The following is a 16,919-nucleotide window of genomic DNA, read 5'->3' on the forward strand; positions in this document are numbered from 1 at the left end:
TCTCCGTCGGGGATGAATCAGGGATGAAGGGGTGGGCGGTGCTACGCGTCCGCCGTGCGGCGGGACTCGGTGATGAAAGCGTCGATCGCCGCGACGCTGCGGAAGTTGTCGGGGTTCAGGTCGGTGTCGCCGATGACGAGCTCGAAGCGGTCCTCGACCCAGGCGATCAGCTTGAGGACCCCCAGGCTGTCGATGACCCCGTCGTTGAGCAGGTCGTGGTCGGTCGAGAGCTCGTCGGCCGCGGTGCCCGGGAGGAACTCGGTGATGATGAAGTTCTTGATGGTGTCGATGTTGCTCATGACGCGATTCCTTCGGCGAGAGGTACGGCGACGGGCGTGGTGGTGGAGGAGCTCGGCTGGTCGAGGTGGTCGAGCGCGTTGCGGTCGACCTTTCCGGTGGCCGTCTTCGGCAACGGCGCGTCGGTGATGGTGAGCCGGTTGGGCACGGCGGCCCTGGGCAGGCGCCGGGCACAGTGTTTGCGCAGTTCCAGGCCGGTCAGGGCGGAACCGGGGGCGCGCTGGACGCCGGCGACGAGCGTCCTGCCGGCGATCGGGTCGGGCCGGGCGGCGACGCCCGCCTCCAGTACACCGGGGTGTTCCAGCAGGACCCTCTCGATCTCGGCGGTGTTGACGGCGACTCCGCGTACCTTGACCTGGAAGTCGGTACGTCCGGTCAGATGCAGGGTGCCGGCGGCGTCGCGCCGTACGAGGTCGCCGGTGCGGAACCAGCGGCGGTCGTCGAGGCCGAGCGGGTGGGCGGTGAACTTGTCGGCGTGCCGGACGCGGTCGAGATAGCCGAGAGCCTGGAAAGGCGTGGAGACGAAGAGTTCTCCGCTGCCGGGCCCTTCGACGACGATGTTGGTGTCGGGGTCGAGGACGAGGGCCCGCACACCGGGCAGCGGCCGGCCGATGGGTACGGCCGCGAAGGAGGCGGCCCGCGTGTCGACCTCGTGGACGAAGCTGTCGTTGGTCTCGGTGCAGCCGTAGATGTTGTGGACGCGGGCCCCGGGGAACAGGGCGGGCAGGGCGGCGAGGGTCCGGTCGGGGATGGCGTCGCCCGTGAACATCACGTGCTCGACCCCGGGGAAGTTGTCACCGCTCTTGTCCGCCGCGGCCTTCAGGAGCCCGAAGGCCATTGGGACGGCCTGGACGACCTGGACGCCGTGGCGCAGGATCAGGTCGCTCAGGTGGTGGCCGTGGGCGGCCAGCGCCGGGTCGACGAGCACCACGCTCGCGCCGCGGGCGAGGCTGGTCCAGACGTCGAGCAGGCACAGGTCGAAGTTGAGGGGGGCGTAGTTGAGGACGGTACGGCCGGGGCCGATCCCGAAGGCCGGGCCGGCCCACTGGATGAACCGGTCCACGGCGTCCATGCCCAGCGGGACGATCTTCGGCAGGCTGGTGGAGCCGGACGTGGTGAGCATGAAGGCCACGCCGGCGGCCTCCTCCGCCGGCAACGGCTGGGCCGCGACCGCCGCGTTGGGCGTGACCCTGGCGGGCTCCCCGCCGGGTGCGAGGACATGGGTGCAGCCGGCCTGTGCGAAGAGGTCGGCGAGTAGGGTGTCGGCGAGGGCAGGGGACGGGAGCATCACCGGCCGCCGGGCCAGCAAGCAGGCGAGTACGAGCGCCACGGCACCGGGCGACTTGTCGGCCAGGACACCGACCGGCACCCCCGGAGCGAGATCCAGGCACGCGAGCCGCCCGCGTTCCTGCCCGGCGAGCTCGTACAGCTCGCGGTAGCTGGTTTCCGCCGCGTTGAAGACGAGAGCGGTGGCGTCCGGCCGCGTCTTGACCTGCGTGAGGAACCCCCCGATGATGCCGAGCTCTTCGGAGCCGGCGGCCGAGCCCAGGGGCGCACTGCCGGGCGTGGGCTCGGTCATCGGGGACCGCCTTCCGCCGGGGCGGCGAACTCGATCCAGCCCGATTTCACGGCCGCGCCCTTCGGCGTCCTGCAGGTGAAACGGACGACGCCGGCTTCGGCGTCGGGCTGGAAGACGATCTCCAGTGGCACGTCGGGAGGCACAGGGGCCGAGAAGCGGCAGCCGAGGCCGCGCACCCTGGAGGAGTCGCCGGCCACGAAGCGGTCCACGGCCTCCTCCACCGCGAGGGCGACGACGCTCATGCCGTGCGCGATGACGGTGTCGAACCCGGACCCGCGGGCCGCCTCCGCGTCAAGGTGGATGGGGTTCAGATCGCCGGAGGCGTGGGCGTACGCACGGATCCAGTCAGTGGTCAGCGTGTGCACCGCGGTCTGCGGTTCGCCGCTCCCCACCGCGGCGGGGGCGGCGGGGCCGCCCGCGACGGTGCCGAACGGCTCCAGCAGGGTCGCGCCCACCAGCAGGGCGGAGATGACCAGTTCCGCGAAAGGGCTCGGGCCGTCCTCGCCGACGAGCTCGACCCCGAGCTCGACCCGCGCGCCGCGCGGCTCCTTGCGGATGCCGAGCACGTCCAGCCGTACGGTCACCTGCTCGGCGGGCCGGACGGGCCGGACGGTGCGGATGCTCTGGCCGAGGTGGACCACGGACACCGGGCCCGGCTCGGCTGCGGTCAGCGCGGCGACGGTTTCCTCGGCCACGGTGTGGGCGAGGACGAAGGCGTGGACGGGAGAGGCCTGGCCCGGCGCAGCATCCGGCAGCCCTCGCCGGGCGGCGCGGCGGAACCCGGTGATCCCGGGCTCGGTGACGGTGACCGTCCGGACCCGGGAGGGGATCGGGGGGACCGAGGGGGGCGACAGGAGCGTCATGCCGGTGTCACCACGAGGGAGGAGTTGTGGCCGCCGAAACCGAACGAGTTCGTGATCGCGGGTCCCGAGCGCACGGCGCGGGGCGCGCCGTGGACGACGTCGATGTCCATTCCTGGCTCCAGCTGTTCATGGTTGGCGGTGGGCGGTACCTCGCGGCTGCGCATGGCCTGCACGGTGGCGATGAGTTCGACGGCACCGGCGGCGCCGATGAGGTGGCCGATGACCGACTTGGGGGCCGTGACCGGCGGCTGAGAGGTGCCGAAGACCTTGGCGAGAGCGGTGGCCTCGGACCGGTCGTTGTGCGGGGTGGAGGTGCCGTGGGCGTTGACGTGCACGATGTCGCCGGGGTCGAGACCGGCGTCGGCGATGGCTCCGGCCATGGCGGCCGCGGCTCCCGCGCCGTCGGGCAGCGGCATCGAGAGGTGGTGGGCGTCGGCGGTGGCCGCGTACCCGGCGACCAGCCCGTACGTCTTCGCACCGCGCGCCCGGGCGTCCTGCAGCCGTTCCATGACGACGAATCCGGCGCCCTCGCCCATCACGAAGCCGTCGCGGTCCTTGTCGAAGGGGCGCGAGGCGTGCTCCGGGTCGTCGTTGCGCAGCGAAACGGCGTTGAGGTTGCCGAAACCGGCCAGGGTGACCGGAGTGAGTGTGTGCTCGCAGCCGCCCGCGATGACGAGGTCGGCGCGGCCGGTCTGGAGCAGCATCAGGGCGTGGCCGACGGCGTCGGCGCCGCTGGCGCAGGTGTTGGCGACGGTCAGGGCGGGGCCGGTCCAGCCGAGCCGGATGGCGATCTGGGCGGCGGCCGCGTTGGGCATCGTCATCAGCGGCATCAGCGGGTTGACCTTGGCCGGTCCGCCCTCGGTGAAGTGGGCGGACTCCAAGTCGCTGGTGGCGCGGCCGCCGACGGCATTGCCGACAATGACGGCGGTGCGGCCGGCTTCGGCGGTGGGCGATCCCGCGTCGCGGTGGGCGCTGAGGGCCGCGGCCGTGCCGTAGTGGGCGAAGGGGTCCATCCGGCGGACGTCCTTGGCCGGCACGAGCCCGTCGAGGCCGTCGAGGCCGCGGACCCGGCAGCCGATCCGTACCCGGTGGCGGCTGAGGTCGAAATGGGTGAGTTCGGTGGCGGTGGACCGGCCGGCCCGCAGCGCGTTCCACAGCTCGTCCGGGGTGCACCCGCCGGGGGTGACCACGCCCATGCCGGTGATGGCCACGGGCGGCTGCGCCGAACTGCCCCTCGGCGATCGAGGCATGTCTGCTCCCTGAGGCGTAAGAGGCGTAAAAGGGACCGTCGTGACGGCGCTCAGATGATCCGGCACTCGCGGGCCGACGTGATGAAGGCCTCGGCGGCGAAGTCGATGTCGGCCGTGGTGTGGGCGGCGGTGATGGCGATGCGCAGCCGGGCCAGGTCGTTGGGGACGGCCGGGGTGACCACGGGGAGGCCGATGACACCGTTCTTGCGGCAGACGGTGGCGTAGTCGTAGGCGGCGGTGTCGGATCCGGCGATCACCGGGACGACAGCGGTCTCACTGTCCACGGTGCTCATGCCGGCCTCGTGGAGGACGGAGCGGAAGCGGGCGGACTCGCGCTGGATGAACTCCACGCGGCCCGGCTCGCGCTGGAGGATCCGCAGGGACTCCAGGGCGGCGGCGGTCTGGGCGGGACCCAGGGCGGCGGAGAAGAGGAACGGGCGGGCCGCGTACTTGAGGTGGTGGATGAGTTCGGAGGAACCGGCGACCCAGCCGCCCATGGAGGGGATGGCCTTTGACAGGGTGCCGAGCTTGACATCGACCTTCACCTCGTAACCGAAGTGCTCCTCGATGCCCTTGCCGGTGTCGCCGATGACGCCGAGCGCGTGGGCCTCGTCCACCATCAGCAGCGCGTTGTGGGCGTCGCAGACCTTGCGCAGGTCGGGGAGGGGGGCGATGTCGCCGTCCATCGAGTAGACGCTGTCGACGATGACCAGGCGGACGCCGGTGTCGGGGGCGGCGTTGAGGCGCCGCTCCAGGTGGGCGACGTCGTTGTGGCGGAAGCGGGTGACGGTGGCGCCGGAGAGCTTGCAGCCGTCGACGATGCTGGCATGGTCGTACTTGTCGATGAAGACGGTGTCGCCGGGGCCGACGATGGCGCCGACGGTGCCGACGTTCGCCGCGTAGCCGGAGCCGAAGACGAGGGCCTGCTCACGGCCGGCGAACTGGGCGACCTCGGCCTCCAGTTCCTCATGCAGCGGCGTGGAGCCGGCCAGCGCGCGGACCCCGTGGTTGCCGGTGCCGTAGCGGTCGACGGCGGCCTTGGCGGCCGAGACGACGCGCTCGTCCCCGGCCAGGCCGAGGTAGCTGTATCCGGACATCATCAGCAGGCGCCGGCCATCCTGGTCCGCGTACGCCGAGTCGCGCTCGACGGTGTACGCGACGAAGCTGTTCTTCCGGGCGGGCTCGTACTCGAGGGACCGCACCCGGTCACGGAAGTACGACAGCTTCGGTGCGAGGCGGTCCCAGGCAGCGGATACGGTCACGTACTTCTCCTCGTCGCGAGCGTCCGGCGGATCCGGAACCCCATCGGTGACCTGGCGTTCTTTCGGCCGGGCCCTGATGGAACTCCATTAATGCCCGCCGGGCGCAATAGCGGCGCAAGGTCGCTACGAAGCAGGGGCGGCCCTGTGCCGGCGTACGGGTGTTCGCTATCAAGGTTGACATCCGTAGAGAGCCCGTACATATCCTCTGGGCGGCACGAGCTAGGGGGAAGCTATGCACGAGCTAGGGGGAAGCTATGCATGAAGCTATGCACGAGCTAGGGGGAAGCTATGCACGAGCTAGGGGGAAGCTATAGTGATGATCAGGCTCATCGGTCTAGTCATGGTCGAGCCGGATGGGGGACCGCCGCAGCACCTTTCGAGCGCCCAGGCACAGGTGGCGTTCGCGCGGCTGCTTATCGAGCGGAATAGCGGTACGGACCGCCACCAATTAGCGGAAACGGTATGGCCCGACGGTCTTCCGGACACCTGGGCGTCGGCATTGCGGAGTGTCGTGAGCCGTGTGCGCACATTTGTCACGACTTCGCAAGACCAGCCCGGGGTCACTCCGCTGGTGTCGCAGGGCGGCCGTTACGTCCTGCGGATGCCGCAGGACGCGGTCGTGGACGTGGAGTGCGCGGAAGCCGCGGTGACCGAAGCCGCCGATGCGTTCGCGAACGGTGCGTACGCGGTGGCCCAGCAGCTCGCGGCCGGCGCGGTGACGAACCTGCGCGGTTCGTTCCTTCCCTCGCGCGAGGGCGAGTGGGTCAACACGATGCGTGAACAGCTCGAAGAACTCCGCCTCAGGGCGCTGGAGATCGCGAGCCTGTCCTCGTCCAACCTCGGCATCGAGCACCACGCGCTGCGCTACGCGGAGGAGGCGGTCCGCCGCGCCCCGTTCCGGGAGAGCGCTTACCGCTGCCGGATGACGGCTCACACCCGGGCAGGCAACCGCGCCGAGGCGATCAGGAGCTACCAGCAGCTGCGCGAGGTGCTGGCGGAGGAACTGGGCATCAGCCCGGCGCCCGAGACGGAGGCGGCGTACCTGGAACTGCTGCGCGCCCAGGAACCCCGGCGGGCCCCGCGCCTCTTCACCGCCCTGGAGCCGGTCCTGACGGCGGTCGCCGAAGGCAACCACAGCGCGTCCGCCCACCGCAGGGGCTCCCTGGCCGAGCACAGCCGCGCCACGCACCGCGTACCGGACTCCCCCGGCGCCTGATCCGTCCACACGACGGCTGCCGCCGCTGACCCGCAGCGGCGGCAGCCGCATGCCCGGCTACCCGCAGCGCCCGGCGCTGTCTCTCGGGTACCCGCGCACACCCCGTCCTTCCGAGGAGGAAGACCATGGTCACGAGACGCCGTGTGCTCGGCGCCATAGCCACGACCGGAGCGGGCCTGCTCGGCGTGGGTGGACTGCTCGGTGCCCAGTCCACGCGGGCCACCGGCACCGCGACCGGCGCCGCCGGGACGAGCCCGGTCGCCGTCCCACCGCCCTTCACCGTACGGATGTCGACGCTGACGCAGCTCGCGCCGATATCCCGGCAAGAAGGCCAGGACACCTACGCCGTCGCCATCGAGGAGGTGGCGCGGGAGATCATCCCGGGCGTCCAGACGAAAGTCCTCACCTACGACGGCCACTTCCCGGGGCCGGTACTGCGGGCGCGCAGCGGGCGGACGGTGGTGATCCGGCACCGCAACACCCTCTCCACGCCGGTCTCGGTCCACCTGCACGGCGGCAGCGTCTCGCCCGAGAACGACGGCGGCCCGATGGACACTTTCGAGCCGAACACCTCGCGCACGTACACCTACCCGAACGCGCAGCCGGCCGCCGCCCTCTGGTTCCATGACCATGCGCACCACATGGAGTCCGAGCACGTCTTCCGTGGCCTGTCAGCCACCTACCTGCTCTCGGACGATGACGAGCGGTCCCTGCCGCTGCCGTCCGGCCAGTACGAGGTCCCCATCGCGCTGCGCGACGCCCGCTTCGACGAGGCCGGACAGCTGGTCTACGTCATGGACGACGCCTTCGGCCGGACCACCATCCTCGCCAACGGCCGCCCCAGCCCGTACTTCGAGGTGGCCGCTCGCAAGTACCGCTTCCGGCTGCTCAACTCCTCCAACATGCGCTTCTTCCAGCTGCGCCTGTCGGACGGCGGCCAGATGATCCAGATCGGCACGGACGGCGGACTGCTGGAACGCCCCTTCACGACGGACACCGTCGGACTGTCCCCGGCGGAGCGGGCCGATGTGGTCATCGACTTCTCCCGCTACCCGGTCGGTACGAAGATCGTCCTGGAGAACACCCTGGGCCCCGGAACGCCGGACCAGGTGGGCAAGGTGCTGCGCTTCGACGTCGTGCGGGAGGCCTACGACCCCAGCTTCGTGCCGGACGTGCTGCGCGTGCTGCCGGACATGCCGGAGGCGACGGTCCAGCGGAACATCGTCCTCAGCATGGACGAGGACGGCCGCCCGGAGCCGCGGGGGCTCATCGACGGCCAGGTGTGGGACGCCCAGCGCATCGACCAGACCATTGCGTACGGCAGCTCGGAGATCTGGACCGTCACGAATGCGAATAAAGTCATCCCGCACAACTTCCACATGCACCTGGTCCAGTTCCGGGTGTTGGAGCGCAACGGGGTTGCGGCGGGCCCGGCCGAGTCCGGGCTGAAGGACACGGTCCGCCTCTTCCCCGGCGAGACGGTGAAGCTGCATGCCACCTTCGACACCTATAAAGGGACTTATGTCTACCATTGCCACCTCCTGGACCATTCGGCGATGGGAATGATGGGCAACTTCAGAATCCGCTAAGGTCGGTCGAGGATCGACGGGAAGGAGCTCAGCATTCCTGCCAAGCGGCTGATTTGTGAAGTGGCTAGCCCGGTTCCGATTAGTGCCTCCGGTGTTTCGTACGGCCCGATACCGTGGAATGACGCGATCGGATGCCTGCACCGAGGGCAAGCAATTTCTCCCACCATCCCAGATGAGGACGTGCCATGAACCGCAATCCGGCCGGTAGCCACCAGCAGTACCCCGGCGGCGGCCCGGGTCCGTACACGGCCCTGTCCAGGTCGGCGACCGCCGGGAGCAGCAAGGTGGCGACCGCCCTCCTCCTGGTCTCGACGATCTTCATAGGCTTGATGGCGGGTCTCTTCTTCGCCTTCGACGTCTCCGTGATGCCGGGTCTGGCGGCGGGCGACCAGCACACGTACGTCACCGCGATGCAGGCCTTCAACAAGGCGATCGACGGCAACGGGCTCTTCGGCATGGTGTTCGTGCTCGCGCTGCTGACGTCCGCGGCCTCGGCGGTCATCGAGTTCCGCAAGGGGCGCCGCGGTGTGGCGGTCTGGGTGGGGGCGGCGGCCGTGGCCTACCTCATCGTCCTGATGATCACCTTCTCCGTGAACATCCCGCTGAACAACGAGCTGGCCGACGCAGGCGACGCGGCCAAGATGACGGACTTCTCGATCGTCGACAAGTTCAAGGGCACCTGGGTCTCCACCAACATCATGCGCACCCTGCTGTGCACCGTTGCCCTGACGGCCCTCTCCCGCGCCCTCGTCCTCTACGGACGTGCCACCCGCTGAAGCCGCTGAACCCCGTGGTACGCAGAAAGTCCCCCGGCCGCCGGGGGACTTCCTGCGTACCACCCGGCGCTCAGCGCACGCTGCCGTGTAGGTACAAGGCCCAGGCCAGGAAACCGACCGAGGCCGTGCATAGCACGGTGCGCCAGACGTTGGCGCGCACCCAGGGACCCTCGAAGGCGCGGCGAACGGCGGCCGGTTCGCTGATGGCCGCGACCGGGCCGGCCTTCTCAAGGGCGTTGTTCAGGGGGATGTTCACCTTGTTCGTGATGCCCATCGAGACGGTGTAGCAGACCAGGGCCGCGATCAGTGCAGGCAGCACGTCGCGGCCGTCGGACGGGACGTGCAGGGCCAGGGCCAGGGCGGTGAAGACGAACGCGCCGAGGTAGCCGAGGATGAACCACCCGTTGAGGATGGCCGCGTTGACGCGCTGCATGACCTCGATGACCGTACGGTCGTCGGTGCGTTTCAGACCCGGCATCACGGAGATGGAGAAGCCGTAGAACAGGCCGCTGACCAGGCCCATCGTGACAGTGGCGGCTATGAGTGAGGCCAGGCGCGCGGTTTCCATCGTGTCCCCCTGCTCGTACGTCCTCGGAGGTCCCCGGTCACAGGACCTTCGGGAACAGATCGTGGAATCGTCAAGTCGCCGCGATCATACGGGCGCAGGTGGCCCGGGCCTCCCGTTTCCGGTTCCTTGGACGCACGCGTATGAACCTGAGCTTCGTGGACATGGCGACTCTCGCGGGACTGGACTTGACTGCATTCATGACTCAGAACACGCGGATCACCCTCGTCATCGGCGGTCACGGCAAGACCGGTCGACGTGTCGCCCAGAAGCTCTCCGCCCAGGGCCGTCAGGTCCGGATCGGTTCCCGCACCGGCGAGCCCGCCTTCGACTGGAACAACTCCGCCACCTGGGGGCCGGCGCTGGAGGGCGTCGACCGGGCGTACGTGACCTACCACCCCGACCTTGCCTTCCCGGGGGCCGCGGAGCAGGTCGGCGAGTTTTCCAGGACGGCCGTGGCGAACGGCGTGCGCCGCCTGGTGCTGCTGTCGGGGCGCGGCGAGGAAGCCGCACAGGTCAGCGAGAACAACCTGAAGGCCTCCGGTGCCGACTGGACCATCGTGCGCTCCAGCTGGTTCAACCAGAACTTCTCCGAGAGCTTCTTCCTGGATCCCGTACTGGCCGGCGAGCTCGCCCTGCCGACCGGGGACGCCGTGGAGGCCTTCGTCGACGCCGACGACATCGCCGACGTCGTGGTGGCCGCGCTGACCGACGACAAGCACATCGGGAAGACCTACGAGCTGTCCGGCCCGCGCTTGATCAGCTACAGCGACGCGGTCGCCGAGATCTCGAAGGCCACCGGGCGCGAGATCACGTACATCCCGGTCACGAGTGAGGCGTACCGCGCGGTGCTGCGCGAGAACAACCTCCCTGAGGAGTGGGCCGACCTGTTCACCATGGTCCTGGACGGACGCAACGCGCATCTGGTGCACGGTGTGGAGGAGGCCCTGGGCCGCAAGCCCAAGGACTTCGCGGACTTCGCCCGCGACGCGGCGGCCACCGGAGTCTGGAACGTCTGACGTGACCGGTACGACGAAGGAGTCCGTGACCCTGGTGGCGGCGACGGTGGGCACCGGCCTGATGGCCGGCCTCTACTTCGCGTTCGACATTTCGGTCATGCCGGGTCTGCGTCGCGGCGACGACCAGACCTACGTGACCGCCATGCGCAATATCAACGAGGCGATCGACAATGGACTGTTCGGCCTGCTCTTCCTGGGCACCTTCCTGGCGACCGGGCTGGCAGCCTCGCAGCAGCAGCGCGGCGGCCGCCCGAACGCGGCGCGCTGGGGCTGGCTGGCCTTCGCACTGTACGGCCTGTCGATGGCCGTGACCGCGATGGTGAACGTCCCCCTCAACAACCAGCTCGCGCGGGTCGGGGCCGACGCCTCGGCGGCCCGCTCCCGCTTCGGCAGCCGCTGGAGCTCCGGCAACCTCGTCCGTACGGTGGCCTGTACGGCGGCCCTGGCCGCGCTAGGCCGCGTACTGACGCTGCACGGCCGGGCGGCAGCGGCATAGGCCCTGCCGCACAACCTGTTCCACCTCCCTCCCGGAACTGCGCCCGCTCTCTCGAAATCCCCCGAGGGAGAGCGGGCGCTTCCCCGTGCTGTTTGGAAGGATGTACGGATGGACTCGCTGACCGGCCTCCTCGAAGCTCCCAAGGCCCGGGGCGCCTTCCTTCTCAAGTCCGTCTTCAACCCGCCCTGGTCACTGCGCGTCGAGGACCGGGCCCCGCTGTCCATCGTGACGATGGTGCACGGCGACGCGTGGCTGATACCCGACCACGGCACACCGATCCTGATCCGCCCGGGCGACATGGCCGTCTTGCGGGGCCCCGAGCCGTACACCGTCGCGGACGCTCTGGACACGCCGGTCCAGATCACCGTCGGCCCGCAGCAGCGGTGCAGCACGTACGAGGGCGAGGACGTCACCGAGCGGATGGCGCTCGGCGTACGCACCTGGGGCGACGGCTTCCAGGACGCCGGATCGGCGGTGATGCTGAGCGGCACCTACCAGACGCCGAGTGAGATCGGCCGCCGGCTGCTGACCGCGCTGCCGGCCATCCTGGTCCGCCCGGCGGAGGCCGCCGACGACACCCTGGTGCCCTTGCTGACCTCGGAGATCTCCAAGGACGAACCGGGCCAGGAGATCGTCCTGGACCGGCTTCTGGACCTGCTGCTGGTCGGCGTCCTGCGCACCTGGCTCGCGGCACCCGACAGCGGGTCCCCGTCCTGGTACCGCGCCCAGAGCGACCCGGTGGTCGGTCTGGCCCTGCGGCTGCTCCACGAGAACCCCGCCCACGGCTGGACCGTCGGGGAACTCGCCGTCAAGACCGGCGTCTCGCGGGCCTCCATGGCCCGCCGCTTCACCGACATCGTGGGCGAGCCGCCGATGGCCTACCTGACCGGCTGGCGCCTGGCCGTCGCGGCCGACCTGCTGCGCGATCGCGACGCCACGATCGCGACGGTGGCCCGCCGGGTGGGCTACAGCTCGGCCTTCGCCCTCTCGACGGCCTTCAAACGCGTCCGCGGCATCAGCCCCCAGGAATTCCGCACGGGCACCACCTCCGCCACCCCGGCCCAGACCCCCCAGCCGCCACGCACGGTCGTCCTGTCCACGCCCTCGTGATCCTGCCTGCCGTCGACTTTCGACGTCTTCGCAGGCCGGGGTGCGGGCCGCTCGGGCGGGTGATGTGGCTGCACGGCCTGCTCCGGGTCAGACCCGGGCAGCCGACCGTGGCGTAGCTGAGGACGAGCGCGGGAGGGCGGGTGGTGTCGGCGAGGGGTAGAAACGTCCCCCGCGGATGAGCAGGGACCGCATCCGGGCGGCGCGTACGACCGAGTCCTCGTCGAGTTCGGTGGGCAGTTCGATGTATGCCTGCAGCCCGCCGTCGCCGCCGAGCAGTCGGGCCCCCGGAAGGTGAAGTGATGTCTGTTGCCGGACCACCGCGCGGCGCTTGTGGAACTCGGCGCGCAGTCTGCGCTGATGGCGGTCGAGGGCTCCGGTGTCGATGAAGTGTGCGAAGGCGAGCTGTTCAGACCCTGGCCTGCGCCCGGCCGGGGACCCCGGCCGGGCGCAGGCATGCTGACGGCGGAACAGGCATACCTGACCGCCGTGGATCAGGAGCGCGCAGACCCTCACGGGACACGCCCGGTGTCCGCACCGCCAGGTCATCGCCGAGGCGGCCGAGGCGCAGTGGCCTGCAGGGGGCGACGGCCACCGGTCCTCCAGACCACGCTGCGGGGAGGTGTGCAGCAGGTGATCGTGGGCGGAGCGAGTCCTGCAATGGGGTTGTGAGGCAAATCACTCTCGAACTCCCCCTTGCTGGCCGCCTCTCACGCGCCTCTCACGGACTGGGCGTCATGAGGTGTCATCGGGCGTCATGCGCCGCGGACGAGGTGGGCCCTGACCTGCGGGATTCGGACTCACAAGCACAAGTCGGACGCCCTTTCGACCGCTGGGGGTCAAGGGGTCGCAGGTTCAAATCCTGTCGTCCCGACAGTATGTCGGAAGGCCGTTGGCCGGGAGAAATCCCAGGTCAGCGGCCTTTTGCGTTGGCAGGTTGTTGGTGCCTGCGCCCTCTGCGCCGGGCCTCAGGAGACCTTGCCAGGGACCAGCGAGGGACCACGATGTCGTACGGGTGCCGGCTGGTGTCACGCTGAGGAAGACGAATTGGGTAGAGCTCCGTCGGGGAACGGGGTAGCGCGAGGGGCGGACTGAAGATGATGATCGATTACAACGTCAGCGATCATTGGTCCGCTGACGATCCGGACTGGCTGAAGTCCCTTGTCTCGTCGCTCGACCGTGGCCACGGCGTCAGCACCGTTCTGCCGCTCACCGTGATCGTAGAGGAGATCTTGGAGTGGCTTGAGCTTGCCAGCGGTGTCGATGCTTGGAAGAAAGCCGCCAATCGAACGTCGCTGCGTCAGGACCTCGACGAGTCCGTTGATGCGCTCGGAGCTTCCCTCCGGGCACACATCGTCGCACCGCTCGCACAATTCCAAGCTGCCTTCTCGCAGCTTGACCGTAGCCCCGCGGCGGTTTTGACGCAGCCACCGGGGACCCGCACCGACACCGTCTGGACCGACGTTGCCGCGGCCTCGAAGGATCTCCTCGGAGCGCTTGACGCGGACGAAGCAGTTCGCGCCAGCTGGGATGACCTCGTGGCTACGGCGCAAGACCGCACCCTGGTAGGTCGGGAGTACCGCCCGATCGCTGAACTGCTCTTCGACCAGTTGGGCAGGCGCGGCGTCAATGCAAAGATGGCTTTTCGCGACCTTGTCTCGGTGGTCGCGTTCGGCCGTGAGCCCCAGGACATTCCCATCGGTTCGACGAATGTACCGCTGGAGAAGCGGATCGCGAGCGCCCGAACCTATGTTGGCACTCCCGCGGAAGCCCAGTCGATCGTGGTGTGGCTTGGCTACCAGGGCCGGGCTTTCCCGCGTCTCTCCGCTGGGGGCGTGTCCTTCATGGATGCCCATTGGGCGGTGCCCAACGCCGAGCCCGAGGGGCAAAACTTCGAGCACAAGGCAGAGCTGTGGGAACTAGTACGGGGTGGGGGCCACTTTAAGGTCGCAAAGCTGGTCGACGAGAAGTCTGATGTGGACTTCCTGGTTCGCGTTGACCTTGGCAGGACCACGGCGGCCGGAGCGTTGGACCGTGCTGTTCGCACCGTGAACACCATCCTCAACGTCTCGATCCACAACTCTGGCGGGATCCGCCCACACCTCGTCCAGCACGGGCTCCTGCGCTCCGGTCGGGTCAGCTCATTTGGCTTCCAGGCATCGTCGCGCGAGATGAGCATCCCTGACGATCACTATGGTGCGGACATCACCAGGAGAGCGATCGAGGAACACGGCCCGCGCATCGCCTTGGCTATGGCTCGTGAAGAGCTTCCCCGATTTCTCGCGGCCGCACTCGAAGTGCAGACCGCAGCCGACCATCCGTTCAGCCGCGACATGATGATGCGCAAGCCTTCCGAGGCAGACATCAGCAGCGTGATCCCTCTCTCGGACCGTGTGGTGCAACACGTGGCAGCGCACGCAGCGCTCGCCCCCAATGAGTTGTTCGATCTCCTCGGCGAGCGTTGGCCGCACGCTCGGTGGCTTTCCGATGTGCAGCGAGCCGTTCGTATGTGTCTGCTTGGCGGTGGAGAGCAGGATGAACTGTGCCAGGAGCTGACCTGCGAGTTGTTCTCGAGCAATTCGTTGAGTCCATGGATGCTGTTCGTCGCCGACCGTTCTAGTGATCTATTCTCGCTCTGCCGCATCGAGTCTGAGCGTGCCTGGATCAGGCGGATGTTTGAGAGTGTGAGCGACCACGCCAAGTACCTTGCCCTGATTGAGTACTACACCGCCGAAGGTTCCGTGTTGGAGGCCAGGCGTCGCCGTCTTCGGAACGCTTTGGTGCACGGCAATCCCGCGAGCTTCCCGATTGTTGAGTCCGTGCGCGAGTATGCCGAGTTCCTGAGTGGTAGCGCACTCAGCCTCGGCCTCGAGTCCTACGTCGAGGGCACGGAGCCTGCTGCCGCGCTCGCGAAGCGGACTGATGAGTTCAGCGGGATGCAGGCGGGTCAGGACGCTGCCAGCTACTGGCGCGCTCGAATCGCTGCCAACGCTGCACCGAGCGTGTCCTCGGCGTAGGCGCCGGCTTCGGCACAGCGACGCTACCTGGCTGGCCGCCCAGCCGAAGGTGGCGGATGGCTGTTGCATCGGCCTGGCTCAGGAGAGGTCCGCGTTCGACTTCACATGAGGTCGCCGGCCTGCCAGCCCGGGGGGACCTTGGGCAGCCCGATCAGGGCGTCGATGCTCAGGTGTTCGGCGAGCAGGGCCTTGAGGTTGCGGCCGTCGATGAGGCGGAGGCGGCCGTTGCGGTGGGCGAAGTCGTAGCTGTCTTTGCCGAACCACGAGGTGGTGACGACGATGCCGTAGCCGGCGTCCTTGTCCTGCATGACGCCGGCTAGGGCGCGGACGGTGTTCACCGGTACCGCGTTCTTGGAGCGCTTGGCCTGGATGGCGAAGATGGTGGATCCGGTCGGGTCGGCCAATGTCGCGACAGCGTCCACGCCGTCGTCGCGGGAGCCCTGGGTGCGCCAGGTCTCGTAGCCCATGGCTTCGAAGAGTTCACGCACCAGGCGCTCGAAGTCGTAGGGGTTCATCTGGAGCAGGTCGGGCCGGCTGTCCAGGGTGGCGACCACGGCGGTGTCGGTGATGATGCGGTAGCGGGACAGGTCCGCCTCGACGATGGGTGTGACCGGTTCCAGGTCGTGGGGGTGCTTGGAGACGGTGGCGCCGAGGCGGTGGAGGCACTGCTGGGGGTCGAGCCTGGGCTCGTCCAGGACCAGTTCGGCGAAGTCCTTGCGCTCGGCGACGACGCTGACGACGCAGGCCCGGACGGTCTGGCCGGTCGCCCGGTCGGTGGTGTTGACGCGGCCGTTGAGGATGACGGTCTCCACGAACGTGGCCGGGATGGCGGAGAACGCCTCGTCCAGCGCGCGCAGGGCCAGGCGGGCCACCAGTCGGGCGTAGGCCTCGTGGATCTCGGCCTGCTTGGCGGGCTGGGGGATGACCTTGGCCTGCTGCGCGACGTAGCGGTAGGAGGCCACCGTGGGGACGATCTCGTGGTTGGGCAGCTCGACGTCGATCAGGAGCTGTTGGGCCTCGGGGACGTAGACCGCCTGGGCCGCGGTCCGGCAGCCCGGGGGGACAGGGGAGCGCTGGAGCAGGTCTTCGATCCGCTCCGCGACGCCCTGAGGGCCATCGTGGGCGAAGGCCTCTTCGATGTGAGGGTGCCACGCCTCCAGGCCTTCGGGGCGCAGCAGCAGGACTGATTCCAGTTCCTCGCGGCGCCGGTTGCACTCGGCGGTGCTCTCCTCGGCCTGGGTTTTGAGTCGGGCCGTCTCGGCTTGCCGGGCTTGCCGTTGGGCTTCCTTCTCGGCCAGGGCGTTCGCGCGCTTCCTCGCCTCCTCCTCCCGGCGCCGAGCCGTCTGGCGCTTGGCCAACTCGGCTTCCACACGGGCGGCTTCCTTGGCGCGGGCGGCCTCCTCGCGTTGGAGGTGCTTCTCGCCGGCGGCCAGGAGCCGGGCGTGTTCGACAGCGGGGTCCACCTTCCGCTTCCTGGGACGGGGTTGAGCCGCCGCGGCGGCAGCGCGGCCGGTCGGCTGTTGGGCCCCGCCCTGCGCCTGCGCGGCTCGCGCCTGCTGCTTCAAGCGGTACGCCTCGGCGAGGATCTCCGGCACCGTCTTTCGACGTGCCACCCAGTCCACCCCCTGGTCCACGGCAGCGCGGACCCGCATGGGGGTCCGCGCTGCCTGCGCGATATGCCAGCAGCCCTACCCGGCTGGGGCCACCGGAAATCCGCCGCGCGGTCCGAGCGAAGGCCGGACCAAGCGGCCCAGGGGCGCAACGTGCGGGCACCGCCGAGGAGATGGAACGCTCATTCGGGCAGGAGCTGGGAGGAGCCAGCGTTGTGCGTCTCCACAGGGAGGTTGCACCGGTCGAGGACGGCGTCCAGCGACACGGTGATT

General features: G+C 69.2%; 14 protein-coding genes. 7 read left to right on the forward strand and 7 right to left on the reverse strand.

Annotation, left to right across the window (positions count from 1 at the left end):
• Positions 1-41 precede the first annotated feature (41 nt).
• From ACZ3UD_RS30195 to ACZ3UD_RS30215, 5 genes are read right to left on the reverse strand one after another with little or no spacing between them, the layout of a single operon-like run.
• Positions 42-299 carry an acyl carrier protein gene (locus ACZ3UD_RS30195; RefSeq protein WP_401086863.1) on the reverse strand — a complete coding sequence of 86 codons (258 nt, stop codon included), beginning with the start codon at positions 297-299 and terminating at the stop codon, positions 42-44.
• Positions 296-1,876: an AMP-binding protein gene (locus tag ACZ3UD_RS30200; RefSeq protein ID WP_465594623.1), complete on the reverse strand. Its 1,581-nt coding sequence runs from the start codon at positions 1,874-1,876 to the stop codon at positions 296-298. The genes ACZ3UD_RS30195 and ACZ3UD_RS30200 overlap by 4 nt, the downstream gene beginning before the upstream one ends.
• Positions 1,873-2,739, reverse strand: coding sequence for a MaoC/PaaZ C-terminal domain-containing protein (locus ACZ3UD_RS30205; RefSeq protein WP_465594626.1), 867 nt, complete (start codon positions 2,737-2,739; stop codon positions 1,873-1,875). The genes ACZ3UD_RS30200 and ACZ3UD_RS30205 overlap by 4 nt, the downstream gene beginning before the upstream one ends.
• Positions 2,736-3,989, reverse strand: coding sequence for a beta-ketoacyl-[acyl-carrier-protein] synthase family protein (locus ACZ3UD_RS30210; RefSeq protein ID WP_465594629.1), 1,254 nt, complete (start codon positions 3,987-3,989; stop codon positions 2,736-2,738). Before ACZ3UD_RS30210 ends, ACZ3UD_RS30205 begins: the two co-directional genes overlap by 4 nt.
• Positions 3,990-4,039: 50 nt before the next feature.
• Positions 4,040-5,251, reverse strand: coding sequence for an aminotransferase class I/II-fold pyridoxal phosphate-dependent enzyme (locus ACZ3UD_RS30215; RefSeq protein WP_465594632.1), 1,212 nt, complete (start codon positions 5,249-5,251; stop codon positions 4,040-4,042).
• 571 nt (positions 5,252-5,822) lie between these two features.
• Here ACZ3UD_RS30215 and ACZ3UD_RS30220 point away from each other — a divergent pair.
• From ACZ3UD_RS30220 to ACZ3UD_RS30230, 3 genes are all read left to right on the forward strand, one after another.
• Positions 5,823-6,467, forward strand: a complete 645-nt coding sequence (locus ACZ3UD_RS30220; RefSeq protein WP_401086853.1) for an AfsR/SARP family transcriptional regulator — start codon at positions 5,823-5,825, stop codon at positions 6,465-6,467.
• A 125-nt stretch (positions 6,468-6,592) separates the two neighbouring features.
• Positions 6,593-8,056, forward strand: coding sequence for a multicopper oxidase family protein (locus ACZ3UD_RS30225; RefSeq protein ID WP_465594635.1), 1,464 nt, complete (start codon positions 6,593-6,595; stop codon positions 8,054-8,056).
• Between the two features lie 185 nt (positions 8,057-8,241).
• Positions 8,242-8,832: an anthrone oxygenase family protein gene (locus tag ACZ3UD_RS30230; RefSeq protein ID WP_465594638.1), complete on the forward strand. Its 591-nt coding sequence runs from the start codon at positions 8,242-8,244 to the stop codon at positions 8,830-8,832.
• A gap of 70 nt (positions 8,833-8,902) precedes the next feature.
• Here the strand turns inward: ACZ3UD_RS30230 and ACZ3UD_RS30235 are convergent, their stop codons facing one another.
• Entirely contained in the window at positions 8,903-9,400 is a 498-nt protein-coding gene (locus tag ACZ3UD_RS30235) for an anthrone oxygenase family protein (RefSeq protein ID WP_465594641.1), read from the reverse strand.
• Between the two features lie 197 nt (positions 9,401-9,597).
• On the opposite strand from ACZ3UD_RS30235, the gene ACZ3UD_RS30240 reads away from it, so the two are divergent.
• From ACZ3UD_RS30240 to ACZ3UD_RS30255, 4 genes are all read left to right on the forward strand, one after another.
• Positions 9,598-10,416, forward strand: a complete 819-nt coding sequence (locus ACZ3UD_RS30240) for an NmrA family NAD(P)-binding protein (RefSeq protein ID WP_465594644.1) — start codon at positions 9,598-9,600, stop codon at positions 10,414-10,416.
• Position 10,417: 1 nt separating this feature from the next.
• Complete coding sequence (locus tag ACZ3UD_RS30245) at positions 10,418-10,912, forward strand: anthrone oxygenase family protein (RefSeq protein WP_465594647.1); 495 nt, start codon at positions 10,418-10,420, stop codon at positions 10,910-10,912.
• A gap of 108 nt (positions 10,913-11,020) precedes the next feature.
• Positions 11,021-12,022, forward strand: a complete 1,002-nt coding sequence (locus tag ACZ3UD_RS30250; RefSeq protein ID WP_465594650.1) for an AraC family transcriptional regulator — start codon at positions 11,021-11,023, stop codon at positions 12,020-12,022.
• A gap of 1,094 nt (positions 12,023-13,116) precedes the next feature.
• Positions 13,117-15,036, forward strand: a complete 1,920-nt coding sequence (locus ACZ3UD_RS30255; RefSeq protein ID WP_465594653.1) for a hypothetical protein — start codon at positions 13,117-13,119, stop codon at positions 15,034-15,036.
• Between the two features lie 101 nt (positions 15,037-15,137).
• On the opposite strand, the gene ACZ3UD_RS30260 is transcribed toward ACZ3UD_RS30255, so the two are convergent.
• A complete protein-coding gene (locus tag ACZ3UD_RS30260) occupies positions 15,138-16,649 on the reverse strand; it encodes a restriction endonuclease (protein WP_465594656.1) in 1,512 nt (503 codons plus the stop codon).
• Positions 16,650-16,919: the final 270 nt, after the last annotated feature.

Source organism: Kitasatospora sp. NPDC023118, assembly GCF_055560875.1.